Here is a 23715-nt window from a genome sequence, read left to right on the forward strand (position 1 = left end):
GCACAGTTCCAACGGGCATCTGTGCAACGGCCGCACTCCTGCCACCTGAGCCCCAAGCATCACCGAATGTGGGTAGCCTGGGCACCCAGGAAACCAGCAGCAATTGACTCACTTACGGGCAAAACGCCCAGTCAGTGGGCATTTTGATAGCGATCATCCGCTGCGACCGGGCCACCGAGCTGGCCACTTCGGCGGCCACGATCCGCCGGGAGAGGCAACGGCGCGACACCCAGCCGTACGCCCAACGCATCGCTGAGGCGGCCGCCCGGCGAATCCAGGCCGCCCAGCTCGCCGCCGAGCAGCAGAGAACCATCAGCAGCAGGGCCCCGACCAGAACCGCGGCGGCCGCGGCCGCAACGTTCCCAACTGTGAGCTGCAGGCAGTCGCCCACCCTGCAGCAGTGATTCACGAGTTCACAAGTGGCCCAGTCCTGGCCCAGTGGTGGCCCAGTAGTGGCCCAATCGGCCGTCGAAGTGGGCCCCCGCTCACCTACGTTGAGTTCGTCCCCGCGGTGCAGCCCGAGGTGCCGGTCTAGGGGAATACCGCACGTCTGGAGGAGGAGAGGCCCATGTCTCAGATTCGATCGCAGCACCCGCAGTCCCCTAACGGCCAGGACGGCCGCCCCATCTTCGAGATGCGCGCGGGCGGCCTTCACCTGACCATCCATCGGGTGCCGTACTGGCTGTTCTCACTGGTCGCCGCAATCGGTAGCGGTGGAGGCGCCGCCTGGCTGTTCCGGTGATCCCTCACGGCGTCGAGGCCCACCTCGCGGTCCAGCCCGCTGTTTCGCCCCACGCAACGCCGCCAGCCAGGGCCTTCGGGCCCGGCCGGCGGCCCGGCCCACTCAGGCCCAGCCCTGGTCCTTGAGCATCCCGAGGAAGACGGTCCAGCTCTCGCTCGGGAACGTGAGCGCTGGCCCGTCTGGGTCCGTCGAATCCCGCACGTCCACCGCGCCGGGCGTGAGGCGGACCTCCACACATGCGAACTCCTTGTCGTCGCAGTGCGAGCTCCTGAACCACATCAGAGGTCCCTTCGATGGTGCTGGCAGGCAGATGGCCTGCTGATTCATGGGGAACTCAACTGTAGATCCGCAGAGTTGGAGGCAGGGTTAGGTTGGCATCATGCCTGGAGCAATCGATCCTGACGCCGCCGATATCGCCTACGACCTGATCAGCGCCATCATCGCGGAGTACAGCACACTCATCGCGCTCGCCGAGCCCGCCGACGCCGAACGGCTGAGGGCCGAGAGGGCCCGCTACATCGTGGAGCGCCAGGACCTGGGTAGGACCGACCCGGATCGGGTGCGGGCGATCCTTGCGGAGTACCCGGCTGTCCTCGTCTCGGTGAGGACCGGCGGGTGAGGCCGCCGTCCCTGCCCGACGCTGAGCAGATCGAGGCGATCTGGGAAAACGACTCACGGCCCACGCTTACCGCCCCCTCCCAGGACAACCCCCGGATGATGATCCTCGGGGGCCCGCAGGGCTCGCGGAAGACGACCATGCGGACCGCGGTCCCGGAGCAGCTCGGCCTCGCCGACCCGGTGGTGCTGGACGGAGACGACGTGTTCGCGTACCTCCCCCGGTACGCCCAGATGGCGCGGAAGGAGGGCATGCTCACGGCGATGCGCCACTTCAGCCCTGCGGCCGGGGAGCTGACCGAGCGCATCCGTCAGCATGCCATCGCCCACCGGCAGAACATTTGAACTCACGACGAGTCCGTGGGACCCGGCCCACGTGCGGGCCCGCCTGGCGTGGCGGATGCAGGACGCCATCGAGCCGACCGCGCTGATCATCGACGACACCGGGTTTCTCAAGGACGGGGATGCCTCGGCGTGTGTGTCGCGGCAGTACACCGGAACCGCGGGCAAGGTCACCAACTGCCAGGTGGGCGTGTCACTTCACCTGGCACGCGACCACGCCTCGGCGCCGGTCGACTGGCGACTGTTCCTGCCCGCCACCTGGGACGCGGCCACGGCCAAGTCGGATCCGGACAAGGTCGCCCGGCGCAATGCCTGTGGCATTCCCTCGGAGCTTGGTCACGTGGAGAAGTGGCAGCTGGCGCTGGACATGATTGATGAGCCCCGGTCCTGGGGCATCCACCCCCAGCCGCGCTCGCGGGGCGGCGTCCAAGGTGTGGTTGCCGGCCGTGATCTCGTTGGGACGGCCGGTCAGGGTGCCACGGTGGGCTTGAACTGGCCGGATCCGAAGCGACTCGGCGACCGCTGCGATGTCACCGCGCCGCGGGTTGCGGTGGTACCGGGTGAGGTCGCCGATCGGAACGGCGAGGGGCAACAGAGAGTCAACGATCGTCGATCGGTGCGGGCACGAGCTGGCCCTTCGCAGGCCGAGTCCCCGCGCCCTACAGGGCAACAGCGCAGAAGACCCCCGTCAGGCAGGGCCTCGGTCAACACCAGACGGCAACCGATTATCAGCTGGCATCGGCATCCATGACTTCATCGCCCTTACGGCGCCACCATCTGCTTCGCGTGCCACCCTGCGTGCGATTCTCATCTTTCTCGCGCCGTCGCGCCAGCTTTTTCCGCGAACTCCTCAGCTTTCCCTCAAGGTAGTACTCGTCACTCTTCCGCTCCCTCTCAAGGTGATCGAGAGCCTGTTCGAGATATGGGATGGCTTCCTCAAGTCGGCCTGCTTCGTGAAGCAGGTACCCGAGATCGATCAGCGCGTCTTCACGACCGGCTTCCAGGGCTTTCTTGAACAATTCGATCGCTTCGTCGCGGTGCCTCGCACGCTCAGGTGACCCATCACGAGCTGCCCTGGCCTTCCGCGCGAGTCGGTACAGAGCGTCCGGATCGCCCATGTCGGCCAGCGTACGGGTCCAGCAGCCGCCCCCCATCCCGAACTGCTCGTACGTGGAGAGGAGATCCATCGCCGGCTTGTAGCCAGCCTCGGCTGCGGCAATAAGGAAGAGCTGAGCCTCGTCGTACCCCTGAGCTTGCAGTATCAGCTCCCCCTGTCGGTACAGGTTTTCCGGAGTAGGAGGCAGCCCGCTCGCACCGAAGTAGTTCTGGGTTACGCTGTTGTGCTGGGTGCCTGAACCTTGAACAAATGCGACACCCGAATTCTCGACACTGACATTCTGTTCGATTCCCGAGAAGCCATCTTCAGGGGTGCTCACTTGGAGTGCACCTGGTTCGCCTGAGTGCCAGTCCCCTGGTTGAAGACGATACCGCCTCCCGTGGCGCTGAAATTCTGCGTGAAGCGGCCACTTGCAGCGGGCGCCTCCACGTTCTGCTCCTCAAGGAGTGTACGGATCTCCTCGACCAGCGAGGGGTCGCGGGTCAGGGCCCGGCGGAACCGGCTGACCCATTCAGCGGAGGTCTCCTCCGCAGCCTCCTCCGTGACTCCTGCGTCGAGGAGTTGCTGCCGGGCGTCATCCAGCTCCTCGGCCACCTCGCCAGCGGACTCGGGTCGCCGAGCCAGCAGTCCGGCGAAGCGGTCACGAGCCCCCGCCCACAGGTCAGTGGTCATGGCCGTGATGAGTGCCTGCGCGGCAGACATTGCCCACTGGGATACGTCGATTCCGTCCATCAGCTCTCCTCTTAGGGGTGCGACCGGCCCTGGGCACGACCTTGGAGCATACAGGTAACCAAACTGCAAAGTAGTCAAGTTGACGGCTACTCATAGTTCCATCGGTGCGGGCTGGGCAGCCCAGGAGCGTCGTTCTTCAGATCGGCGTGCCGCTTCATCAGGGCCATGCGGTGGACGCCGGTTTCGAGTCGCGTCCAGCAGGGCGGCCGTTGTCGGCGCGTGCCTGGTCGCGGACGGCTTCGAGGCCGGTCACCGGGCCTCCCGGTCGGGGGCGGCCGCGGCCGGTGCCGGGGACTGCTCGCCGGGCTGGGCGGACGTGGTGTCGGCCAGGACGGGCTGTAGGACCGCGGTGTCGGCGATCACCCAGGCGGCCTGTGCGTCCTCTCCCCAGCGCACGTGGGCGATCCACGGTCCGGGGCCGGGGCGGCGGCGGGCGGTGACGAGGCCTGAGTGCCACCGGCCCGCGGTACGGACCCAGGCCGGCCGCCAGCACCGGTCCGCGCCGGCCGGATCGGAAGTGCCGGCCAACTCGGACGGCACCGTCACGGCGTCGCGCCACCGGCCGAAATACGGCCCTGCGGCGGGTGGCGGGCCGGCTGGCTCGGGCAGCGGCCGCAGCGTCTCCTCCGAGTAAAGGAACCAGCCCCAGGCCTGCCCGTCGGGCGTGGCCGCGTCGTCGCCCCACCGCACGTGGACCACCCAGCGCGTACTGCCGGGCGGGCGACGCCAGACCGTGAGCATGGCGGGCCGCCACCGGCCGCCGAGCCGGATCTCCACCAGCCGCCACCGGCGCACGTCCCGGGAGGCGCCGGGCAGCGTCATCAGCTCCCGTGGTGCCCGTTCGGCATCCCCGGGCAGCCCCTCGGGACGCGCGGGGCGGGAGAACGGCACGGCTGAGGTCATAGACTAAGTATTCGACCATTTGTTCGAGTGATCAAACGTCAGCCATCCGCCACCTCGCGCAGGCCCTCGGTGTGCCGGAACGCGATAGGTGTCACTTGCTCGCGATAACTGTCACCATCGTGGCCGCGGCCGAGCTGTGAAGGGCTGGCTTTGTTCACGAGAACGGGTTCTGGCACAGCCGTCACCCCGGGCGACTACCGGGCAGCCCTGGCCGGCATCATCTACGTGCTGCGGACCGGTGTCGCATGGCGCGACGTCCTCGTTCGGCAGCGGGCGGCAGCAGCGGAGCCACCCGCGCCCACGGGTCATCCGAACAAGATCAACACGCGTCTGGATAGCCTGCCGACCAAGATCGCCGAGCAGAAGGGTGCCGTTCAACTCATCCCGAAACGATCAGCTACGGTGTGGCGCCGATGGGGACGGCCATGGCCGCGGCTTCGGTGGCGTCGACGGGCACCGCGGCTTCGGGGCGGCGCAGGTCGAGCACGATGAGGACGGCGGCGGCGACGCCCAGGTAGATGAGCAGGGTGGTCAGTGCCTGGCCGGTTCCGTGACCGTCGAAGTAGATCGTGTGGTGCAGCAGGATGTAGGCGTTGCGGGGTGGTAGGTAGGGCCCGATGTCGCGCCAGAAGGCGGGCAGGTACGGCACGCCGGTTGCGCCGCCGGCGGACGGGTTGCCGAACAGCATGATCACGACGACCGTCAGCAGGGTGCCCACGGGGCCGAGCAGCTTCTGCAGGATCGCGGCGACGGCGGCGACCACGGCGACGATCAGCGTGCAGATGGGCCAGGTGATCCAGAACTTGCTGCTGGGAAATCCTTGCAGCCAGTAGCAGACGATCAGATCGACGACCAGGCCGCTCACGACGGCAAATCCGGCGAGCTGGGCGGCGCGCCAGCGGCCTGCCGCCCTGCCGGTCACGGCCATGAGCACGGTCGAGCTCATGTAGCCGCCGATGAGCAGCGGGACCAGCATGAGCCCTTGGACCAGGCCGAACGGGTCCTTGGCCGCCAGTGGCGTCGGGGCGTACTGCTGCACCTCCAGGGTCTGGCCGGTGGCCTTGGCCGCCTCCTCGAACCGCACTGCGAGATCGAGCGGCGCCAGGTCGCTCATGGACGGCACCACGATCAGGGTGTTCGAGGTGCCCGAGGAGATCAGCACGCCGAAGAGCCGGGCTTCGTCCATCGCGGTCTTGGCGGCGGCTTCGTTCGGGTACTGGGTGACCTTCAGGGAGATGTTCTTCTCGGCCGCGGCCAGGACGGGGGAGGTGCCGACGGCGCCGAACGGCAGGTTGGTGGCCTTGGGAGCGTGGGAGGCGCTCATGTAGGTGGTGGCGAACAGGCATTGCATGACGGCGCAGACACCCAGCGCGGCGAGGATTCCGATCAGGGCGGGCCGACCCTTGGGTGGGGTTGCCGCGGGGGACGTCGGCGCGGCTGCGTCGGATTCCTGGCCGGCGGCTCGGGCGGCCGCCCTGGCCGGGCGGATACGGCCGTACCAGCCGATGACGGCCATGCCGGCGAAGGCGTAGAGGAACAGGACGACGAGTGGGGTGGTGATGTCGCTCCCGCCGAAGTAGAGCACGTGGTTGATCAGGGTGACCGCGCTCTGCGGCGGGAAGATCACGCCGATGTTGCGCCAGTAGACCGGCAGCAGATACGTGCCCAGCCCACCCGCGGGCGGGCCGCCGACGACGATGAAGAGCACCGCCACGAGCAAGGTGCCCATCCTGCCCACCAGGGCCTGCAGGGCGGCAGCGGCCAGCGCCACCGCCGAGGTGATGAGCCAGAAGCACGGCAGCAGCGGCCAGAAATGGCTGCTGGAGTACGCGCCGATCCCCAATCCGGCGATCAGGTCGGTCAGCAGCGCGCCCACCAGCGCGTAGCCGGCCAGGATTGCCGCACGCCACGGCGCAGCGGCGATGCCCTGGGCCGCCTTGTAGACCAGCACGGCGGCCAGGTACCCGCCGATCAGCAGCGGCAGCAGCAACAGCGACGTCACGGCGCCGACCGGGTCGGTCGATGCGAGCGGCTTGACCGTCTGCACGGTGACCTGCCGGCCCAGCTCGTGCGCCGCCGCCAGGAACGCCGGCTCCAGCTCGGTCTGGGCGAAGAAGCTCTTCGCCGGAACCACGATCAACGTGTCCGCCGAACCGTCGCTGACGTACGCGCCGTACAGCTCACCCCGATCGGCCGCATCCATCACGGCCGAAGGGCTTGGATAGGAGGTCAGGTCCAGCCCCGCCCTCGATGCCACCGCGGCGACCACGGGCGAGGGCGGCCCGGTCACACCGAAGGGCATGTTCCGCGGCACAAGCAGCTGCTGGGCACTGACAAGGCACAGCGCGAACAAGGCCTGCACAAAGAGCACCAGCCCCAGGGCGAAACCGATCTTCACCGCGGCACTCCGCCTGCCCGCAGCCGAAGCAGCCTGCTTCGCCATCTCTGTCCTCCAGCAAGCCGTCGGTGCGGGCCCCTAAGACGTACGCGGGTGCCTGCATACACGGCACCCCGAAGTCCTGTGCGCAGGATCGCGGGCCGCCTGCCGGCCTTCGAGCGGGCGCGTACCGGATCACACCACCGCCCCGCCGGAGCTCGACCTCCGTACCGGCATGCCTGAGATGTCATCAGCCCGATTCCCTCTTGTGAGCAATCACGACACGGACCCGATCGCCCAGCAACTCAAAAGACGCCTTCGGGGTGAAAGCCGGGTTGATGAAGACGGCACTAAGCCGTCCAACGAGCCTCGACGTCCGCACCTCAGGGACCGAGAAGGCCGTCGGGGCGCCCCGGGGTGAGCGGGCCGGTGACCGCGTCCGATGACCTGAGTACCGCTCACCCGGGGACGGTTCCAGGGTTCGGCGGATCTTCGCGGCCGGGGTCTCGGTCAGGGGTTTCGGGGCGTGCCCAACTGGTCGATTTCGGCAGCGAGGTCGCGTGCGTAGGCGTCGAGGGCGACAGCGATCGGTCGGAGCTCACCGGGTGGGTTGGTGCGTTGCCGGTAGCGGGTCTCGGGACCGCACACGACACGTCACCGGCCCCGGTCCGCCATGTCGCCGTCCAACGACGCACCCAGCCGTCCCCGAGGCGCAGGACCGAGCCTCCGGCCGCCACCGGCACCTCGACAATCAGATCCGTTCACTCGCACCGGTCGGACCACACCACGCCCGACGCCTCTCTGGCACCCACTCCCTCGAACACGCGCGCCATCGAACCAGCCGTTGCGTGCCGCTCGAAGCCGATCTTCAACGAACAGCAGGTGACAGAAAGGCTGAGCATGGCCCACAGGTGACAGGTATCGCGAGCAGACGGTGACAACTACCGCGTTGCATTCCCAGTTCTGCCCAGGTCAGCCAGCTCACCAGTGACAGGTATCGCGTTTCGGCACACTCGCGTGCCGGTATCAGCCCAGTGGCCCGAGTGGCGCGACCGGGCGCCGAGGCCCGCCCGGCTACGGTGGATCACCCCCGCTCCCCGAGGACACTCATGCGCCCCGCCCGCTTCCAGCAGTTGCTCCTCGACGCCACGGCCGGCCTGCCCGGCACGGCCGCGAAGGCCTTCGCCGACACCGGCCACACCCGCCACCCGTACGGCATCGCCGTCGAAGCCGGCGGACGGACCTCGCTGTGGCAGGTGGTCGGTATCGGCGCCCCCGGCAGCGGGTGGTCCGAACCCGAGCCCGAGCCGGTCCTCGGCACCAGGCCCACTGCCATGGACGTGCCCGCCCCGACCAGCGACCCGGCCTCGGTCGAACACGCCCTCGTCGCCGCACTCCTCGCCGCCGACCCGGGCGAGATCTCCGCAGTCGAGATCTACTCCGACCTGCCCCGTCCCCCGGCCGTCGGCCTCGGGGCGACGATCGACTTCCACGACGGGTCCCGCATCTTCCTCAACCACGTCCGCTGATCCCGCCGTGCACGGCGCGGCGGCTGTCCATTCGGCCCGGACCGCTCGCAGCGGGCTGGCGCCAGCGACAGCGGCCTGGTCGAGCGCCACCAGCAGGCCGACCTCGACCCACACCGTCTTCCCCGTTTCGGTCAGGTGGTGCCCCAGCGGTCGGCGAGGGCAGTCACCATCAGCAAGTCGCGGCCGGTGACGGCCTGGTCATCGCCTGGGCCGGTCACCGGGCGGGGAAGGACGGCGGCCTGGTCGTCGACCTCGATGCGCAGCCGGTCCCCGTCCGGCTCCAGCAGCAGCGGGACCGGAAGCTGGGCGGGGCCGCCGTGCAAGGCGGCGTTGGCGAGCAGTTCCCCAGCGACGGTGACCAGGTCGTCCGGCACCTCGCCGGTGATGCTCCAGGCCGGCCGATGTCGCCGGGGCTGGCAGTCGGCCGTCAGCGGCCCGGACTCGTCGGCACACCTCTAGGCACCGACACTGGCGGCGCCTTCCTTCTGTGGCCACAGGCGCAGGAGCCAGTGTTCGGCCTGGTGCGGGATGGGTTCGCTGGTGGGTTCGGGGTCGTCTCGGTGGATGGTGAGGGTGTAGCGGCCAGCCGGGACGCTCAGGGCGTCCTTGGCGGGGAGGTTCGAGACGCCTGAGGTGAGGGTGAGCCGGCCGCCCTCGAATTCGATGGTGTGCTGGGCGTGGTGGGGCCACGGAGGTGTTGGGGGTGCGGGTGGTGTGCCCCAGTACTGGAGGGTGATCAGGGGGTAGTGGTCGGACAGGGCGCTGTTGAAGGTGACGGCGCCGGTTGAGGTGGTGGCGAGTTGGCCGGGCCGGGGGGTGGGTGGTTGGTCGTCGGCCTCGCCGCTTGGCAGGGCGGCGGTGTCGACGAGGTGGAAGAGGTGGTGCTCGGCGCGGACCTCGGTGCGGAGTTCGGCGATCGGTGCGGGTGCGGGGGTGGGCTGGTGTGTCATCGGGTCTCTGGGGTGGTGGTCAGGGGTCGACCTGCACGTAGAAGGGGTCGTTGGTGAGGTCGCTGCCGAGGATGCGCCGGTTCTGGTAGAAGGCGCTGAGTTTGCCTCCGACGCCGCGGTTGTCCCAGTCGTGGATGGGCTCGACGCTGTAGTTCTTGAGGTTGTCGTCGGCGCCTTCGAGGGTGGAGGCGAAGGGGTACTCGTCGCAGTCCAGGCCTTCGTGGGCGTAGTTGGGGAAGTACTTTTCGCAGGCGGCGACCGAGACCTTGCGGTGGGCGTCGATCGCGGTGTCGTCGGCGACGCGATGCAGCGGCGCGGCCCCTGGGGCTCCGGGGATGTTCTTGCTCGGGGCGTCTGGAACCGTCTGGTCCGGGTGGTACTGGGCGGTGATGATGTGGTCGGCGGACTCGGGGTAGTCGGCGTGGCTGATGTGCAGTGACTCGGTGACCCAGGGGAAGATGCAGCCCTCGCCGGCTGCGGTGTTCACGATGTAGGTGGCGGAGTCGCAGCGGATTCCGCTGTTGGGCCCGTCGTAGGGGTTGGCCGCACCCTCGCCGATGACCGAGACGTGTGCGGCGAGGTCGGCGTAGCTGATGAGGGCGGTGCCGAGGCCGCCTGCGGGGTCCTGCCGGAAGGAGTAGTAGCGGCTGGTGAGTCCTTCTGCGGCCCACTGGCCGATCGGCTGGACGTAGGGGCCGCCGAAGCCGCTGTCGACGACGCAGGGGCCGAAGCCGGGCCGGGCGGTGCAGGTGACGTTGACGCTGAGCGGCACCTCGGCGATGTCGCCTGCGAGGCGCCAGTTTCCGAAGACCTGGACGACGTCGACTTCGCGGCGCGCGTTGTGGCCGTACTGGACGTCGGTCATCTCGGCGTCCGCGCTGCCGGTCACGGAGCAGAAGATCCACCAGCAGGTGACGTGGGTCGGATGGAGTTCGAAGGCCTGGCAGGTGACGAACCGTGACTTTCCGTATCCCTGGTCGTGGAAGGCCGAGTCCTGTTCGCGGCACTCGTAGGCGGCCAGCTCGTCCTGGCCCGAGCGTCTGGTGGCGCGGGGGGCGTGGTTCTCGTTGGGCCCGGGCGGGATGCTTCGGATGTCGCGGAGGAGCCGGTCGAGTGGCTGCTCGTGGCCGGGCTCGGTCAGCGGGACGTGCGCGGGGGCCAGCAGGACGTAGTCCCGGCGTCCCGAGGTGTCGTCGGTGCCGGCTGCGTGGGCGGGTGCGGCGGCAGTGGCGACCGTCAGCAGGGCCATGGACAGGACCACCAGTACGCTGCGGGGTCGGGGGCCGTGGCCCGGGGTGCGGCGGCCGGAGCGCATCATTGCCTCATTCCTGCGTGGTGGACGGCTCGGGGCTCAGGATCGGGGGTCGATGCGCCAGCCGTGGGCGTCGCCGAGCACGCTTGCCGAGGTGTCGGTGATGACCTGCCGGGTGTAGTTGTCACGGAACAGCCGGAACTTGACGTCGAACGCGGCCAGGTCGTTGGCGCACTTGCTGGTGGAGTAGCAGTGGTCCACCCGGATCTTGAGGATGACGGTGCGGTAGTCGGGGGTTTGGTCCTGGTTCTGGAACCAGGCGCGGACCTTCCAGCCGGCGAGCCCGTAGCCCCGGTTCGGCGCGGCCTGGGCGACCTCGAACGTCCACTCGTTGGCGGGCGTGAAGGCGCAGGCGTTGATGGAGGTGTCGACCTCGGCAGCGCGTTCCCAGTCGCCGTAGACGTTCAGCGCTTGCAGGTGATAGGTGGGAGAGGGTGCGCAGGCCGTGGCGTCCTGGACGGTCTTCGCGGACGCTCCGGGTGTGGCGGTGACCAGGGCGGTGGCCGCCAGCAAGGCTACGGCCAGTCGGCGGTGCATGCGGCGCGTGATGCTGTTCATGTGGTCGCTCCTCGCCATTGATGGTTCGCTTCCTACCCAATAATAGTGACGCTTAGTCATCTGATGCACACTCAGAGTCCCGGATTGATGGCGGGCGCTGCGAGCTGCCATCGGCCTCGGCCACCCCCGCCACGATCCCCTGCGCAGGCCGGCATGCGTGCGCGCCGAGCACATCGCTTCCTGACGCCTCGGATGGCCGACCGTCAGAACGGCTGGGCACGGGCCTGGATGTCGAGCAGCGGGCCGCGTCACAGGGAGCTGGTCAACCCGTGCCGGGCACGCCGCCGCCCGGGTGAAGAGAGCCAGCCCGCCGTACGGTGCCCCGTCCTTCCAGCCGAGCGAGCCGTCCGCGCAGACAGCGGTCGGCTGGTACCCGGGCCGCTCGAGTGCGGTGCGGGCCTGGGCGGAGATCTGCGGGTCGATCTCGACGGTGGTCACGTTCGCGTCGCCGAGCCGGTGGGCGAGCAGCGCGGCGTTCCAGCCGGTGCCGGTCCCCTGCTCCAGCACCCGCATCCCCGGCTCGGCCTGGAGGTCGTCCAGCATCGAGGCGACCAGCGGGAGGCAGCACCCTCACCACCGAGTCGGCTCCCACACTCGGCCGCCCCCACCGACCAGGAGCCTCATAGTCCGGGGGACCATGGACGGCGAGGATGCTATGCGTGTCCGCGATTCCGGTCGGTCGGACATGCATTCCGGGGTCAGCCTTTCGAGGCAGGCACGGGACATGAGTCTGCTGCCTCGTCGGGGAGTTGGCAGTTCTCCGAAAACTCGCTACGTGCCGAAGCTGCGGATGAACGCCTGTAGGTCTGCGCTCAGGTCCAGCGGTTCCATGGTGGCGTCGTAGTCGATCCACCAGACCACGGGGACAGTGGGGGCGAGCTCGCGCAGCACCGTATAGATGACGGTCAGCGGCGCGGACCAGGGCTCGCGGTCGGCGAAGGAGAACACGCGATGCCGCAGGCTGAAGGAGAGCTCCGCCAACTGGCCCGGCTCCACTTCCACCTGGATCTCCAGATGACGCCCTTCGAAGAACTCGCCCACCGATGCGCCGGGCCAGTTCCTGATGACGGACTCCTCCAGCTGTTCGCGTGTGAACGGCCATGGTCCGGTCTGCTCTCGGTCGGAGCTGACGTAGAACTCGGATCCCACAGGTGCTCTCGTTTCTGTCGGTGCCCTGCGCCGGGCACAGGTCAGGGAACGACCCGGACACGGCCGGTGACGTCGTTGGCAGCCATCAGCGCCTCGAAGTAGGCGGACGCCTTCGAGTCGTTGGTGATCAGTTCGAGGTGGTTGACCTTGTTACGGGGGTCTTTGATCGCGGAAGCGTATTTTTCCAGCTTCTTCTCCTCCCCCTCCATGGTCTTCTCGTACGCCAACTCGAAGATGCCGTCGGCGTTCTCCAGGCGGAAGGGCGACTTGCAGCTGCTGTTCTGGCCTATGTACTTGGCGTCGATGGCAGCGCCGTCCTCGGGGCGGACACCGTCGGCGTCCATGCCCAGCTCCCGGCCGTCTGGGTCGGTCACCGTGGTGTAGAGCCGGTACTCCGTCGACCCGGCGACACGCAGCTGGTACGCCCGGCGCCTGTCGATCTTCAGGGTCCCACTCGGTCCGGGCAGCTGGGAGGTCCTCCCGTCGGCCGCCAGCTGCGCCATCCAGGTCTGGATGGCGGCCTGCTGGGGCGGTGGCAGGACGGGGAAGGGGCTTGCCGGATCGTGCGGCAGTGGCGGCGTGCCCGGTGTGACCGTGTAGAGGGGCGGTTTGGGGGCGGCGGCCGCACTGGTCGCTCCGGCCAGGACCACGGCCGTACCGGCAACGGTCGCGGTCACGACAGCGCCGACCGGGATGATGCTCGCTGCTGCCGCGTCGACGACGGCGGCGGCCTCGGCCAGGACCGCGAGCTCGGCGCTGCCCTCGATGGCCGCGGTCAGGGCGACCGCGGCCGCGCCGGCCTCGGCAGCGATCGCGGCCTCCCCTCCAGCGGCCGCCGCGTCCGAGAGGCCGAACGTGAACACCGTCAGCGCGATCCCGGCGCCGGCGACGATGCCGGCGGCGATGGCCAGATTCTCCAAGGTGTCGCGGAGGTCCTCGACCTCCTGGGCGTAGGACTCACACGCCACACCGAGCTTGTAGGCCGCATTCGTGATGCTGTTCAGCAACGGCCCCGACGTCGCGCAGCCGTCGTGCACCTTCGCCCAGTTCGCCACGAACGAGTCGACGGCGTCCGAGCTGCTGGACGCACTGACCCGCTGAACCCGCTTGTCACCCTCGACGCCGAGCCGGCTGATCAGCTCCGCAAGGTGCTTCCAGTCCTTGGCGGCCTGGCGCAGCTTCGCCGGGTCGCCCTGGGGCCAGAACTTGGCGAGGATCTCGTGCACGGCCCCGCCCCCGGCGTGGCCCACTGCGGACTGGAGCTTGGCCTTGGCCGCTTCCTCGTCGCACTGCGGGTTGGCGGAGGCCGGCAGTTTCTGCGGAGCCTGCAGCCGGGCCGCGATCTCGGCATCGGCCTTAAGGTAGCTGATGGCCATCGTGTACAGGCCGTTCGCGGTGCCGCCGAGCTGACCGACCACCTGTGCCAACGCGTCGACCACCTTTTGGGCGGCCGGGTCGTACTTCGCCCCGAACTTCTTGCCCGCGTCGTCATCGCCTGCCATGCCCGCTGCGGCATCAAGTGAGCCGACCATCCCGCGGTAGATCTGTGCCGCCGAAATCTGCAGATCGGTGAAGCCGGCCGACGACAGCAGCATGTCCGTCGGCTTGACGTGAAAACCCGTCACTGCCACCCCCCGGTTCTCGTGCTCCCGCCTCACCGTAGCAACCAGCACAAGAACCTCAGTGGGACTCCAGCCAGCCGGAGGTCCACCGCGGATCAGGCAGGAGTTGTCATGCCGTCGCCGACCTGGACCGGATCACCCCCGGATGCGCGCCGCACGCCTTTGGGGCGACGCGCCCCCGGGCCGCTCACCTGGCGACGCGGTACGGGAGGTCTCCACGGCCCTCGGCATGGTCGCAGGGACTTCACCAACGAGTCGGCGACCTACTCCACCGCTGCACTCGCCCCGCTCGCGCCCGGCGGCAACAGCTCCGGCGCGCGTGCCCGGACCGCCGGTCCGCCTCATCGTCGGATGTGCGTCGCCGGCCCGCCGCCGCCCCTGGAGGTCAGAGGCGGCGGAGGACGGCGACGACCTTGCCAAGGATGGTTGCGGTGTCGCCCGGTATCGGCTCGTAGGCCGGGTTGTGCGGCATGAGCCAGGCTTGGCCGTCGGCGCGCTTGAGGCGCTTGACGGTGGCTTCTCCGTCGATCATCGCGGCCACGATGTCGCCGTTCTCGGCAACTGCTTGGCGGCGGACGACCACGGTGTCGCAGTCCTCGATGGCTGCGCCGGTCATGGAGTCGCCCTGCACGGTGAGGGCGAACAGCTGTCCGCCGCCGACGAGTCGGCGGGGGAGGCAGAGCTGGTCCTCGATGTGCTGTTCGGCGAGGATCGGGCCGCCTGCGGCGATCCGGCCGATCAGCGGGACGGTCACGGTGTCCGGTGCCGGCTGTGGTGGTGCTTCGAGGTCCTCGCTGAGGAGGCAGTAGGCGCGGGGGCGGTGCGGGTCCTTCGCGACCAGGCCCAGTTTCTGGAGCCGGTCGAGTTGGTGGGCGACCGAGCTGGAGCTGGAGAGGCCGACGGCCTCTCCGATTTCGCGGATGGACGGCGGGTAGCCGCGGCGCCGGACGGAGTCTTTGATGGCGTCGATCACCCGGCGCTGGCGCTCGGTCAGGCCGTCGTCTCCGACCTGGATGCCCTTGGGCCTGCCGCTTCGGGCACGCGAGGTGGTGGTGTCGGCCATGGCGCCCTTTCGGTGGTTCGGCAGTTGACTGTATCCCGCGCCGACCGGACCGGTCACCGGGGTTGGGTCGCTGACCTGCGCGAACACGGGGAATTGGGAGGTGGGTCGGGTTCATCGGAAGTCCCGGCTCCTGCTTCCGGGGGCGAGGGTGAGCGGGGTGAGGCGGGTGGCCACGAGGTTGATCGCGCCGTCGCGGCGCTCGGCGGTGCCGTGGACGAGCAGGCCGGCGTTCTGCAGGGCGACGCGCTTCTGGCGCTCCCACACGTGGGGCTGGCAGATGATGTTGACGAGGCCGGTCTCGTCCTCAAGGGAGATGAACAGGACGCCGCCGGCGGTGGGCGGGCGCTGGCGGTGGGTGACGAGGCCGCCGACGGCGACCAGCGCGCCGGGGGCGGCGCCGGCCTTGAAGTCGGCGGCGGTCAGGGCGCCGCAGCGCTGAAGGTGGGGGCGGGCGTGCTGGACGGGGTGGGCGGTGGCGGAGGCGCCGGTGGCCCACAGGTCGGCGATGGTCTCCTCGATGGCGGTCATCTCCGGCAGGCTGGCCGGTGCGGTGAGCGCCGGTGCGGTGCCGGGCAGCATGCCGTCGGTGGTGCGGGCGAGCAGTCCGGCCGACCACAGCGCCTGGCGCCGGGTGACGCCGAGGCTGGCGAAGGCGCCGGCCGTGGCGAGGGCTTCGAGGACAGGGGCGGGCAGGGCGCTGCGGCGGGCGAAGTCCTCCAGGTCGGTGTAGGGACGGCCCGCGGCGATGGTGTCAGCCTGGTCGGGGCCGAGGCCGCGCACCGCCGACAGGCCGAGCCGGATCGCCGGCCGGCCGGGCGCCGCCCCTTCCCCGTCACCGGCGGCCGGTGTCAGCGGTTCGAGGGTGGGGGCGCCGGCGCTGTGGTTGATGTCGACCGGCAGCACGGTGACGCCGTGGCGGCGGGCGTCGTTGATGAGGGTGAGCGGGGAGTAGAAGCCCATCGGCTGGTTGGCCAGCAGCGCGCAGGTGAAGGCCTCCGGGTAGTGGTACTTCAGCCACGCCGACGCGTACACCAGCAGCGCGAAGCTCGCGGCGTGGCTCTCCGGGAAGCCGTAGCTGGAGAAGGCGTCGATCTTGGTGTAGACGTCCTCGGCGACCTCGGCCGGGATGCCGCGCCCGGCCATGCCGGCGAGGAGGCGCTCGCGCAGCTCGGCGACCCGCTCGTGGGAGCGTTTGGAGCCCATCGCCTGGCGGAGCCTGTCGGCCTCGGTGGGGGTGAAGCCGGCGCAGTCGATGGCGAGCTGCATCATCTGCTCCTGGAACAGCGGCACGCCGAGGGTCTTGGCGAGGGCGCGTTCCATCAGCGGGTGCGGGATCGTCGCCTTCTCGTGGCCGTTGCGGCGGCGGATGTAGGGGTGGACGCTGCCGCCCTGGATCGGGCCCGGGCGGATCAGGGCGACCTGCACGACCAGGTCGTAGAACTTGGTCGGGCGCATGCGGGGCAGTGCGGAGGCCTGCGCGCGTGACTCGACCTGGAAGACGCCGACCGTGTCGGCGCGGCAGAGCATCTGGTAGACGTCCGGGTCGTCCGGGGGGATGGTGGCGAGGTCGTAGCGGATGCCGTGGTGCTGCGCGATCAGGTCGCAGGTGTCGTGGAGCGCGGCGAGCATTCCGAGCCCGAGGAGGTCGATCTTGACCAGGCCCGCCTCGGCCACGCTGTCCTTGTCCCACTGCAGCACGCTGCGCCCGGGCATGGTGGCCCACTCGGTGGGGCAGGTCTCCGCGATCGGTTCGCGGGTGAGGACCATGCCGCCAGAGTGGATGCCGAGGTGGCGGGGCAGGCCGCGGAGCTGGCCGGCGAGTTCGCGCACATCGGCGGGCACCGGCGCGTCCGGCGGAGGCATCTCGTGCCAGCCCGTCTCCTTGCTGAAGCGGTCGAGGTCTCCGGTGGCGTAGCCGAGGACCCTCGCCGCGTCGCGGACGGCGAGGCGGGGCTGGTAGGTGATGACGTTGGCGACCTGGGCGGCGTGGTCGCGGCCGTAGGTGTCGTAGCAGTACTGGATGACTTCCTCGCGGCGCCGGTGCTCGATGTCCAGGTCGATGTCGGGCGGGCCGTCGCGCTCCGGCGACAGGAAGCGCTCGAAGAGCAGGCCGTAGTGGATCGGGTCCACGGAGGTGATGCCCAGGGCGTAGCAGACGGCGGAGTTGGCGGCGGAGCCGCGGCCCTGGCACCAGATGTTGCTGCGGCGGGCGAAGTCGACGATGTCGTGGACGATGAGGAAGTAGCCGGCCATGCCGAGTTGTTCGATGACGTCGAGCTCGTAGGCGATCTGGCGGTGGGCCTTGTCGTTGCCGGGGGCGAAGCGGGTGGCGGCCGCCTGGTGGGTGAGCTGGCGTAGGAAGGTGGCCTCGGTGTGGCCGGCCGGCACGGGGAAGCCGGGTAGTTGCGGGGCGAGGTCGCGGAAGTCGAACGCGCAGGCGCGGCCGAGGTCGACCGTGTGCTGCTGGATGCCGGGCCAGGGGGCGAGGCGGGTGGTCATCTCGGCCGGTGAGCGCAGGTGCGCGGTGCCGGCCGCCGCGAGATAGGGCTCGGCGTCGGCCAGGGAGCGGTTCTGGCGCAGGGCGGCGAGGGCCTGGGCGAGGCGGGCCTGGGCCGGGGTGGCGTGGTGGGCGGCGGTGGTGGCCACCACCGTGAGGCCGGTTCGGGTGGCGAGGGCGGCGAGGGCGTCGTTGCGGTCGTCGTCGCCGGGCAGCTTGTGGTCGGTCAGCTCGACGTACACGTTGTCGCGGCCGAAGGCCTCGGTGAGGGTGTGCAGTTCGCGTTCGGCGCCGGCCTCGCCCTCGTTCTCCAGGGCGCGGCGCACCGCGCCCTTGCGGCAGCCGGTCAGGACTGCCCAGTGGCCTTCGTGGGCGGCTTTGAGGTGGTCGCGGTTGTAGCGGGGGCGGCGTTTGCCTTCGCCGGCCAGGTGCGCGTCGCCGATGGCCTTGGCGAGGCGGCGGTATCCCTGCGGGCCGCGGGCCAGGACGAGCAGGTGTTCGCCGTCCTGGTCCGGTGTGCCGGTCGGCGTGAGGTCCGCGTCCAGGGTCAGCTCGGCCCCGAACACTGTGCTGATGCTGGCGCGGCGGGCTTCGGCGGCGAACACGGCGGCCGCGTACAGGCCGTCGTGGTCGGTGACGGCGAGGGTCTCGATGCCGAGGCGGGCGGCTTCGGCGACCAGTTGTGCGGGGTCGCTGGCGCCGTCGAGGAAGCTGTAGGTGGAGTGGACGTGCAGCTCCGCCCAGCCCGCGCCGGCCGGGGCCTGCCGGGGCGGCGGGGTGGGGTCCTGGCGCTGCGCCGGGCCGGGGAAGGGAACCACTGTGCTGTCCGCGGCCGGGGGCCGGCCGCCGGTCATCCGCCGGTGCAGCTCGCTCCAGGGGAGCGTGTGGTGGCTGTTGAACTTCATCGTCGTGTCCTGAACGTGGTGGTGCCCGGTGGTCCGGGTGCGGGGGCGGGCCGGCCGGGGTGGCAGCCGGAGCGTCCGTCCGGTGGAGGGGCAGCTCCCCCCAAGCGGTGCCGTCCGTCGCCGTCAGGTGTCGTAGTCGCCTTCGAGGTGCCAGCGCCCGCCCATGACGGCGAGCAGGAAGGCGCGGCCGTCGTCGGAGGTGACCTGCATCCGTGCGGTGCGCCGGGCTTCTGCGGGGTCCCACCAGCGTTCCTGCTCCGGCCACGGCCCGGCCCAGCCGGCCACCCGCGCCGTGTCCCCCGGGCCCAGCACCAGGCGGTCGGGGGTTCTGGCGACTTCGGCCCGCGCGGTGACCTGCACGTCCCGGCCGTCGGCGTCCAGCAGCCTGACCGGCCGCGGCATGGCCGGAACGTAGGTAGGGGACGGCGCGGGCAGCCGGCCCGGCCAGGGCCCGTCCGCCCGGCGCTCCTGGTGCGCGTCGCCCCACGGGGTGCGCACCACCCGGTCGCCCGGGGCACGGCCGCCGGCCAGTTCCACGGTGACCGGCGCCGTGTGGCCGAGGATGGCCTGCACCCGGGCCACCGCACGCTCCGCCCGCGCAGTGGCCTCCTGGTCGCCGTCGGCGAGGGAGAGCTGCCGGCCCGGGTCGCGGACCAGGCCGTCCGGTACCAGCCGCAGCGCGACCACCCCGCCCGCCGCCTCCTTAAACAGCCGGTGGTGCTGCCAGGCCTGCAGCTGCCAGCGCACCCGCTCGGCCACCGCCCCCACCGACAGCACGCCCTCGTGACGCCAGGCCCGGGCGGCGGTGCTGCCGTCCGCGCACTCGACCTCCACCTCGACCCGCTCGCACGCCAGCCCCGCCCCGGCGAGGCCGGCGTGCAGGCGCTCGGCGAGGCCGCGCGCGGCGAACACCAGCGGCTCGGCGAGCGTGTACGGCTGCTCGAACCGCTCCTCGACCGACAGGTCCACGCCCGGCGGCCGGGGCACGACCGGCCGCGCCTCCAGTCCGCGGGCCAGGCGGTGCGCAGCCGTCCCGGCGGCGCCGAACCGGTCGGCGACGCCGGCGGCCGGCAGCGCGGCGAACTGCCCCAGCGTCAGCAGACCAAGCCGGCTCAGCAGGTCGGCCAGCTTCGCGTCCGCCAGCTCGGCGACCGGGAACGGCGCCAGGAACCGGGAGCTGTCCCCTGCCGGGACGATGCGCATGGCCCGGGCGGCGAGCCGCGCGGCGAACAAGCCGTCGGCGACGCCGACCCGGCACGGATGTCCTGTCGCCTCGACCGCGTCGACCACCCGCTCGGCCAGGGGCTCCTCGCCGCCGTGAAAGCGTGCGGCCGGGGCGGCCGGGACCGCGAGCAGGCCGGGGCGCAGCACCTCCAGGTGTGCGGCCAGCGCGCCCACCGCGTCCGCGACCGGCTCGAACGCCTTCGCCTCGTCGTCGGCGCTGCGTTCGTAGACCTCCAGGCCCGCGAGCAGGGCCTGGGCCGAGCGCAGCTTCTGCCCGCGCCGTACCCCGGCCGCCCGCGCGCCTGCGGTCGCGGCGAGGATCCGGGCGCGGGCCACCACTGCGGCCAGTCGCTGCGGTTCCGGCTCTGCCCCCAGCACGGCGACCACCGGCCAGTCCGGGACCCAGCCGACCAGCACCCGCGGCGAGTGCTCGGTCATCTCAGACCACCACCAGCGGACCGCGCCCCGAAGGCACCGGCGCGGGCGTGGACGTCTGCCGGCCCTCGGCAGCGACCGGCGCCAGCGGGTCGGCAGCGACCGACGCCGGCGGGCCCGCCGCGCTGTCCAGGCGGACCGCGCCGTGCGCGTCCGGAAGCCACAGGCCCACCCGGCGCTCGCGCGCCGCCGCACCCCGGCCTCCGGCCACCACTGTCACCCGCCGCGCCCGCAGCCGCCCACGGCCCGATCCCAGCCCCTCCCAGGACTGCGACGCCACCCGAAGCCGCACTCGCGCACCCGGCCATCCCCCGGACACCACCACCGCGCACCCGCTGCGCCGCGCCACCGTTGCCAGGCGCTCGGCCAGCGGTCCGGGCGGCGGACCGCCGCGCAGCAGCAGGAGCCCGAAGCCGTCGGCCAGGGCGAGTGCAACTTCTGGCCACCGCTCGTGCGGCGCCTCGACCACGACCAGCCGGCTCAGGTCGACGCCGAGCTCCGCCGCGGCGAGCAGCCCGAGCCCTTCGAAGCCGAGCGCGGCGCACCAGGTGCCGGCCGAGGTAGCGGCGGCCGCCAGGGCGAGCAGCAGCGCCGTTCCTCCTCCGGTCACCGACACGACTGCGCCCGGGCGCAGTCCTCGTTCCGGGAGGAAGTCCTGCAGGGCGGGCAGGACCGGCACCAGCGGTCCGGTGGGCCGGGACAGCCGGAGCTGGGGTGCCAGCGCCGCGAGTGTTGCCTCCATACCCCCAGAATCGAACATGTGAGCGAAAAAGGGAAGCCGGATTCCGCTTTGCCGTTAATCGCTCACTCGTTCGAGTTGATTGCATTACTGCAGGTCACGGCGGTAGAGATGTTGTAGGGTTCGGCGCGCCGCGCCTGCGGCGGTACCGCCGTTCCGGAGAGGAGCCGAGCAAGCCGTGGAGCCGCTCCGACGCACCTGGCACCCCGGCTACCCGCTCGACCTGGGCCACGTTCTCGGCCCGTTGCACCGCGGCGCCGGCGACCCGGTCTCGGCCTGGTCACCCGGCGACCTGTGGCGCGCCTTCCGCACCCCGTGCGGCATCGGCACCATGCGCATCACCGCCCGTCCCGCCGACGGGGAGATCACCGCGGCCGCATGGGGCGCGGCGGCCCCATGGCTCCTGGACCGCCTGCCGGCCATGCTCGGCGCCCACGACACCCCCAACCAGCTCATCCTGCCGCCCGGGCCGCTGCGGGAGGTCCAGCGCCGCAACCCGGGCCTGCGCCTCGGGGCCTCCGGCCTGGTCATGGACTCCCTGGTGCCTGCGGTGCTGGAGCAGAAGGTCACGGTCACCGAGGCCAGGAGGGCGTGGAGGTACCTGGTGCGGCGTCATGGTGACCCAGCCCCGGGGCCCCGCACGGACCTGTATGTCGCGCCCGCCGCCCGTCAGTGGGCCCTGATCCCGTCCTGGGAGTGGCACCGCGCCGGTGTGGATCCGAAGCGCTCGGCGACGATCATGCGGGCCGTCCGGCTCGCACCACGGCTCGAAGAAGCGTCCTCCATGAGCAGCGCGGACGCCCACGCCCGCCTGGCGAGCGTGCCCGGCATCGGTATCTGGACCGCCGCCGAAACGCTGCAGCGCAGCAACGGCGACGCGGACGCCGTCTCCGTCGGGGACTTCCATCTCGCCAACCACATCGGCCACTTCTTCACCGGGCGGGCGCGCAGCACCGATGACGAGATGCTGGAACTCCTCGCCCCCTACGCCGGCCAGCGCCACCGGGTCTGCAGACTCGCCCTCCTCGCCGGTGCCCGCGCACCGCGCTTCGGCCCACGCCTCGCACCCAACGATCACCGCCGACGGTAGTCGGCCGCGCAGGTCCGCTGCCTGTCCGGGAGACCACGGCGGCGATCTGCCGCTCGGGAGGTGGCTGGCCGTGGTGCATGTCCCGCGGGCGCGAGGGCGGGCGTCGGCGGGTTCGATCAGCGGTCGGCCGGGCTGGTGTCGAATGCGGCGATGCCGTGCAGCACCAGGCCGGCTTCCCGGGCTTCCTCCAGGCTCCGGGTGAAGACGTCGATCCGTTCCTGCGGTGCCAGCTTCATCAGCCCGGGCGGCCACGTTCCAGGCGGCACCACGATCACCACAGCCCCGCCCCGGGCCCCGGCCGCCGACAGCCATCCGGACGAGGCGACGACCGGCGAGGCCGGCTCCCAGACCTGCCGGCCGCCCACCAGCACCAGGCGCGCCAGCAGATCGCCCCGCATCTCCACCACCGCGGTGGTGTCCGGTGGGTCTCCCGCCGCGAGGACGAACCCGCTGTCCACCACGTTCTCGATCAGGTCACCGTGCAGTCGGGGGCCGACCTCCACGATCACCTCCGCGAACGGCGCCCCGACCGCCGACTCACGCACCGCCAGCACCCACACCATCGGCGCACGCTCCGCCCCGGCACCCACCTCATCTGCCATGCCCTACCAACGAGCCACCCCAGCGGCCGCACCGGGCGCGCCCCAGGCTGGGGCATTGTCAGTGGCAGTCGCTACCGTGGAGCCGCTCCGAGAAAGCCGACGAGGGCCGCCACCCACCGGGTGGCGGCCTTCTGGCCGATCAGAGGCTCAGGCGCTGTCGCCCTCCCAGTCCCAGTACCGGCCGCGGCCCGTAGTGAGCGCGCCCGCCCGCGCCATGGGCGCCGATCTCGGTGACCAGCGCCGCGCCGTCCTCAAGCTCTTCCCGGCTCCAGCCGGTCACGTCCAGCAGCAGTCCGTCGAGCGGGCCGGCCACCAGCTCCCGGTAGGCGCGGCCCGGCCGCGGCCCCGGATCCGGATCGTCGTGATCCGCCCCGTACACCCGGCCTCGCATTAGCGCATCGTTGTCCATGCCGCCCAGCATCTCGGACAGCACCGACAGCAAAACCCCGCCGGTGGCGGCGCGAGACAGTTCTTCGGTGCGTTCTGTACGGGGAGAACCACTGGGGCTACGTTCGGGTGCGACGGGACTGGGTCCAGAGGGAGAGCGGGGGACAATGCCGACTTGGCAGGCATGCCTGTGGGGGCTGCTGGGTGTGGGGTTAGTCGAGGTCCATGGTCTCTGGTCGGCCGCGCGGCCCTTCAGGGTCCCGAAGTGGCCATGGGTGGACGGTCGCGGGCGGCCCCAGTTGTGGGGCTATGCCATCGCCATCACCTGCAGATGCGTAATGGGGACGGGCCTGAACGCGGTGTACGCAGCTGCGGACCAGATCGCAGGTCCGCTGGGGGCGTTGACACTGGGTATCGCAGCCCCGCTGATCATCCAGCAGATGGCAACCCAGGGTGACAGTTCCCCGGCCTCACAACCCACTCTCCCTCACACGCCCGGTCTCTCCACCGAGGCACGGCCCGTAACGTCTCCCGGCTCACCGGAGGCAGCGACACAGACCGTGGCAGAGCTTCCACTTGGGGGCCTTGATGCCCGCTGACAGCACCCATGTCCTTCAGGCCGCCAAGTACTACCTGGCTGGCAAGCGTCGCCAGGCCCTTCCTCCTCAGCAGACGTTGTGGCACTGGGTGCGCGCCGCCCTCGCCTTCCAACCCGCCCGACCGCTCCCCGCGTCGACGGGCCAGCACCAGGAGCAGCCGCAACGGCAGGAGGTCCCCACCCGCGGTTCACGGCCCCGGCCGGCTCCGAGCACAACTATCTCTGTC

At 70.9% G+C, this 23715-nt stretch carries 22 protein-coding genes and 3 pseudogenes; 7 read left to right on the top strand and 18 right to left on the bottom strand.

The window, feature by feature from the left end:
• Window positions 1-134 precede the first annotated feature (134 nt).
• Both ACFC1F_RS34965 and ACFC1F_RS34970 read left to right on the top strand, forming a co-directional pair.
• Window positions 135-404 (top strand): hypothetical protein, encoded by a 270-nt coding sequence (locus tag ACFC1F_RS34965; protein WP_376164531.1) that lies wholly within the window; start codon window positions 135-137, stop codon window positions 402-404.
• A gap of 164 nt (window positions 405-568) precedes the next feature.
• Entirely contained in the window at window positions 569-742 is a 174-nt protein-coding gene (locus ACFC1F_RS34970; protein ID WP_376164534.1) for a hypothetical protein, read from the top strand.
• A 102-nt stretch (window positions 743-844) separates the two neighbouring features.
• Here ACFC1F_RS34970 and ACFC1F_RS34975 read toward each other — a convergent pair whose 3' ends face one another.
• Entirely contained in the window at window positions 845-1021 is a 177-nt protein-coding gene (locus ACFC1F_RS34975) for a DUF397 domain-containing protein (protein ID WP_376164537.1), read from the bottom strand.
• 100 nt (window positions 1022-1121) lie between these two features.
• Here ACFC1F_RS34975 and ACFC1F_RS34980 point away from each other — a divergent pair, with 100 nt between their 5' ends.
• From ACFC1F_RS34980 to ACFC1F_RS34990, 3 genes and pseudogenes are all read left to right on the top strand, one after another.
• A complete protein-coding gene (locus ACFC1F_RS34980) occupies window positions 1122-1361 on the top strand; it encodes a hypothetical protein (RefSeq protein WP_376164540.1) in 240 nt (79 codons plus the stop codon).
• The gene (locus ACFC1F_RS34985; protein WP_376164543.1) at window positions 1358-1702 is read left to right on the top strand and encodes a zeta toxin family protein; all 345 of its coding nucleotides are present in this window, start codon (window positions 1358-1360) and stop codon (window positions 1700-1702) included. The genes ACFC1F_RS34980 and ACFC1F_RS34985 overlap by 4 nt, the downstream gene beginning before the upstream one ends.
• Before the next feature lies 1 nt (window position 1703).
• Window positions 1704-2103 (top strand): annotated as a pseudogene (locus ACFC1F_RS34990) (transposase); the annotation flags it as partial.
• 324 nt (window positions 2104-2427) lie between these two features.
• Here the strand turns inward: ACFC1F_RS34990 and ACFC1F_RS34995 are convergent.
• The 4 genes from ACFC1F_RS34995 to ACFC1F_RS35010 all read right to left on the bottom strand — a co-directional run bounded on the left by ACFC1F_RS34995 (window position 2428) and on the right by ACFC1F_RS35010 (window position 6849).
• A complete protein-coding gene (locus ACFC1F_RS34995) occupies window positions 2428-3135 on the bottom strand; it encodes a tetratricopeptide repeat protein (protein ID WP_376164546.1) in 708 nt (235 codons plus the stop codon).
• Window positions 3132-3548: a hypothetical protein gene (locus tag ACFC1F_RS35000; protein ID WP_376164549.1), complete on the bottom strand. Its 417-nt coding sequence runs from the start codon at window positions 3546-3548 to the stop codon at window positions 3132-3134. The genes ACFC1F_RS34995 and ACFC1F_RS35000 overlap by 4 nt, the downstream gene beginning before the upstream one ends.
• Window positions 3549-3797: 249 nt before the next feature.
• Complete coding sequence (locus tag ACFC1F_RS35005; protein ID WP_376164552.1) at window positions 3798-4451, bottom strand: hypothetical protein; 654 nt, start codon at window positions 4449-4451, stop codon at window positions 3798-3800.
• A gap of 397 nt (window positions 4452-4848) precedes the next feature.
• Window positions 4849-6849 carry a hypothetical protein gene (locus ACFC1F_RS35010; protein WP_376164555.1) on the bottom strand — a complete coding sequence of 667 codons (2001 nt, stop codon included), beginning with the start codon at window positions 6847-6849 and terminating at the stop codon, window positions 4849-4851.
• Window positions 6850-7937: 1088 nt separating this feature from the next.
• On the opposite strand from ACFC1F_RS35010, the gene ACFC1F_RS35015 reads away from it, so the two are divergent.
• Entirely contained in the window at window positions 7938-8357 is a 420-nt protein-coding gene (locus ACFC1F_RS35015) for a hypothetical protein (protein ID WP_376164558.1), read from the top strand.
• 131 nt (window positions 8358-8488) lie between these two features.
• Here the strand turns inward: ACFC1F_RS35015 and ACFC1F_RS35020 are convergent, their stop codons facing one another.
• The 11 genes and pseudogenes from ACFC1F_RS35020 to ACFC1F_RS35070 all read right to left on the bottom strand — a co-directional run bounded on the left by ACFC1F_RS35020 (window position 8489) and on the right by ACFC1F_RS35070 (window position 20814).
• Window positions 8489-8788 carry an ATP-binding protein gene (locus ACFC1F_RS35020; RefSeq protein ID WP_376164587.1) on the bottom strand — a complete coding sequence of 100 codons (300 nt, stop codon included), beginning with the start codon at window positions 8786-8788 and terminating at the stop codon, window positions 8489-8491.
• A 24-nt stretch (window positions 8789-8812) separates the two neighbouring features.
• Window positions 8813-9307 (bottom strand): hypothetical protein, encoded by a 495-nt coding sequence (locus ACFC1F_RS35025; protein ID WP_376164561.1) that lies wholly within the window; start codon window positions 9305-9307, stop codon window positions 8813-8815.
• A 19-nt stretch (window positions 9308-9326) separates the two neighbouring features.
• Complete coding sequence (locus ACFC1F_RS35030) at window positions 9327-10625, bottom strand: NucA/NucB deoxyribonuclease domain-containing protein (protein WP_376164564.1); 1299 nt, start codon at window positions 10623-10625, stop codon at window positions 9327-9329.
• A gap of 33 nt (window positions 10626-10658) precedes the next feature.
• A complete protein-coding gene (locus ACFC1F_RS35035; RefSeq protein WP_376164589.1) occupies window positions 10659-11177 on the bottom strand; it encodes a hypothetical protein in 519 nt (172 codons plus the stop codon).
• A 291-nt stretch (window positions 11178-11468) separates the two neighbouring features.
• Window positions 11469-11720, bottom strand: a pseudogene (locus tag ACFC1F_RS35040) (methyltransferase domain-containing protein); the annotation flags it as partial.
• Window positions 11721-11948: 228 nt separating this feature from the next.
• A complete protein-coding gene (locus ACFC1F_RS35045; RefSeq protein ID WP_209415806.1) occupies window positions 11949-12326 on the bottom strand; it encodes a hypothetical protein in 378 nt (125 codons plus the stop codon).
• Between the two features lie 41 nt (window positions 12327-12367).
• Window positions 12368-13951: a restriction endonuclease fold toxin-2 domain-containing protein gene (locus ACFC1F_RS35050; protein ID WP_376164567.1), complete on the bottom strand. Its 1584-nt coding sequence runs from the start codon at window positions 13949-13951 to the stop codon at window positions 12368-12370.
• Window positions 13952-14333: 382 nt separating this feature from the next.
• Complete coding sequence (lexA, locus tag ACFC1F_RS35055) at window positions 14334-15011, bottom strand: transcriptional repressor LexA (protein WP_376164570.1); 678 nt, start codon at window positions 15009-15011, stop codon at window positions 14334-14336.
• Window positions 15012-15122: 111 nt separating this feature from the next.
• Window positions 15123-18413, bottom strand: a complete 3291-nt coding sequence (locus ACFC1F_RS35060; protein WP_376164573.1) for an error-prone DNA polymerase — start codon at window positions 18411-18413, stop codon at window positions 15123-15125.
• 123 nt (window positions 18414-18536) lie between these two features.
• A complete protein-coding gene (locus ACFC1F_RS35065; protein ID WP_376164576.1) occupies window positions 18537-20075 on the bottom strand; it encodes a DNA polymerase Y family protein in 1539 nt (512 codons plus the stop codon).
• A gap of 1 nt (window position 20076) precedes the next feature.
• Entirely contained in the window at window positions 20077-20814 is a 738-nt protein-coding gene (locus ACFC1F_RS35070; RefSeq protein WP_376164579.1) for a hypothetical protein, read from the bottom strand.
• Window positions 20815-20989: 175 nt separating this feature from the next.
• Between ACFC1F_RS35070 and ACFC1F_RS35075 the strand changes: the two genes are divergently transcribed.
• A complete protein-coding gene (locus ACFC1F_RS35075) occupies window positions 20990-21901 on the top strand; it encodes a DNA-3-methyladenine glycosylase family protein (protein WP_376164582.1) in 912 nt (303 codons plus the stop codon).
• Window positions 21902-22017: 116 nt separating this feature from the next.
• Here the strand turns inward: ACFC1F_RS35075 and ACFC1F_RS35080 are convergent, their stop codons facing one another.
• Entirely contained in the window at window positions 22018-22503 is a 486-nt protein-coding gene (locus tag ACFC1F_RS35080; protein ID WP_376164585.1) for a hypothetical protein, read from the bottom strand.
• Between the two features lie 147 nt (window positions 22504-22650).
• A pseudogene (locus ACFC1F_RS35085) lies at window positions 22651-22912 on the bottom strand (hypothetical protein).
• Between the last annotated feature and the right edge of the window lie 803 nt (window positions 22913-23715).

The organism is Kitasatospora sp. NPDC056181, assembly GCF_042266225.1.
In the GTDB taxonomy this organism is placed as follows: domain Bacteria; phylum Actinomycetota; class Actinomycetes; order Streptomycetales; family Streptomycetaceae; genus Kitasatospora.

Coding starts and splice junctions, on each gene's coding strand:
- ACFC1F_RS34975 (WP_376164537.1), bottom strand. CDS start 1,021: ATGTGGTTCAGGAGCTCGCACTGCGACGACAAGGAGTTCGCATGTGTG.
- ACFC1F_RS34970 (WP_376164534.1), top strand. CDS start 569: ATGTCTCAGATTCGATCGCAGCACCCGCAGTCCCCTAACGGCCAGGAC.
- ACFC1F_RS35035 (WP_376164589.1), bottom strand. CDS start 11,177: ATGAACAGCATCACGCGCCGCATGCACCGCCGACTGGCCGTAGCCTTG.
- ACFC1F_RS35080 (WP_376164585.1), bottom strand. CDS start 22,503: ATGGCAGATGAGGTGGGTGCCGGGGCGGAGCGTGCGCCGATGGTGTGG.
- ACFC1F_RS35005 (WP_376164552.1), bottom strand. CDS start 4,451: ATGACCTCAGCCGTGCCGTTCTCCCGCCCCGCGCGTCCCGAGGGGCTG.
- ACFC1F_RS34980 (WP_376164540.1), top strand. CDS start 1,122: ATGCCTGGAGCAATCGATCCTGACGCCGCCGATATCGCCTACGACCTG.
- ACFC1F_RS35015 (WP_376164558.1), top strand. CDS start 7,938: ATGCGCCCCGCCCGCTTCCAGCAGTTGCTCCTCGACGCCACGGCCGGC.
- ACFC1F_RS35065 (WP_376164576.1), bottom strand. CDS start 20,075: ATGACCGAGCACTCGCCGCGGGTGCTGGTCGGCTGGGTCCCGGACTGG.
- ACFC1F_RS35000 (WP_376164549.1), bottom strand. CDS start 3,548: ATGGACGGAATCGACGTATCCCAGTGGGCAATGTCTGCCGCGCAGGCA.
- ACFC1F_RS35070 (WP_376164579.1), bottom strand. CDS start 20,814: ATGGAGGCAACACTCGCGGCGCTGGCACCCCAGCTCCGGCTGTCCCGG.
- lexA (WP_376164570.1), bottom strand. CDS start 15,011: ATGGCCGACACCACCACCTCGCGTGCCCGAAGCGGCAGGCCCAAGGGC.
- ACFC1F_RS35030 (WP_376164564.1), bottom strand. CDS start 10,625: ATGATGCGCTCCGGCCGCCGCACCCCGGGCCACGGCCCCCGACCCCGC.
- ACFC1F_RS35060 (WP_376164573.1), bottom strand. CDS start 18,413: ATGAAGTTCAACAGCCACCACACGCTCCCCTGGAGCGAGCTGCACCGG.
- ACFC1F_RS35025 (WP_376164561.1), bottom strand. CDS start 9,307: ATGACACACCAGCCCACCCCCGCACCCGCACCGATCGCCGAACTCCGC.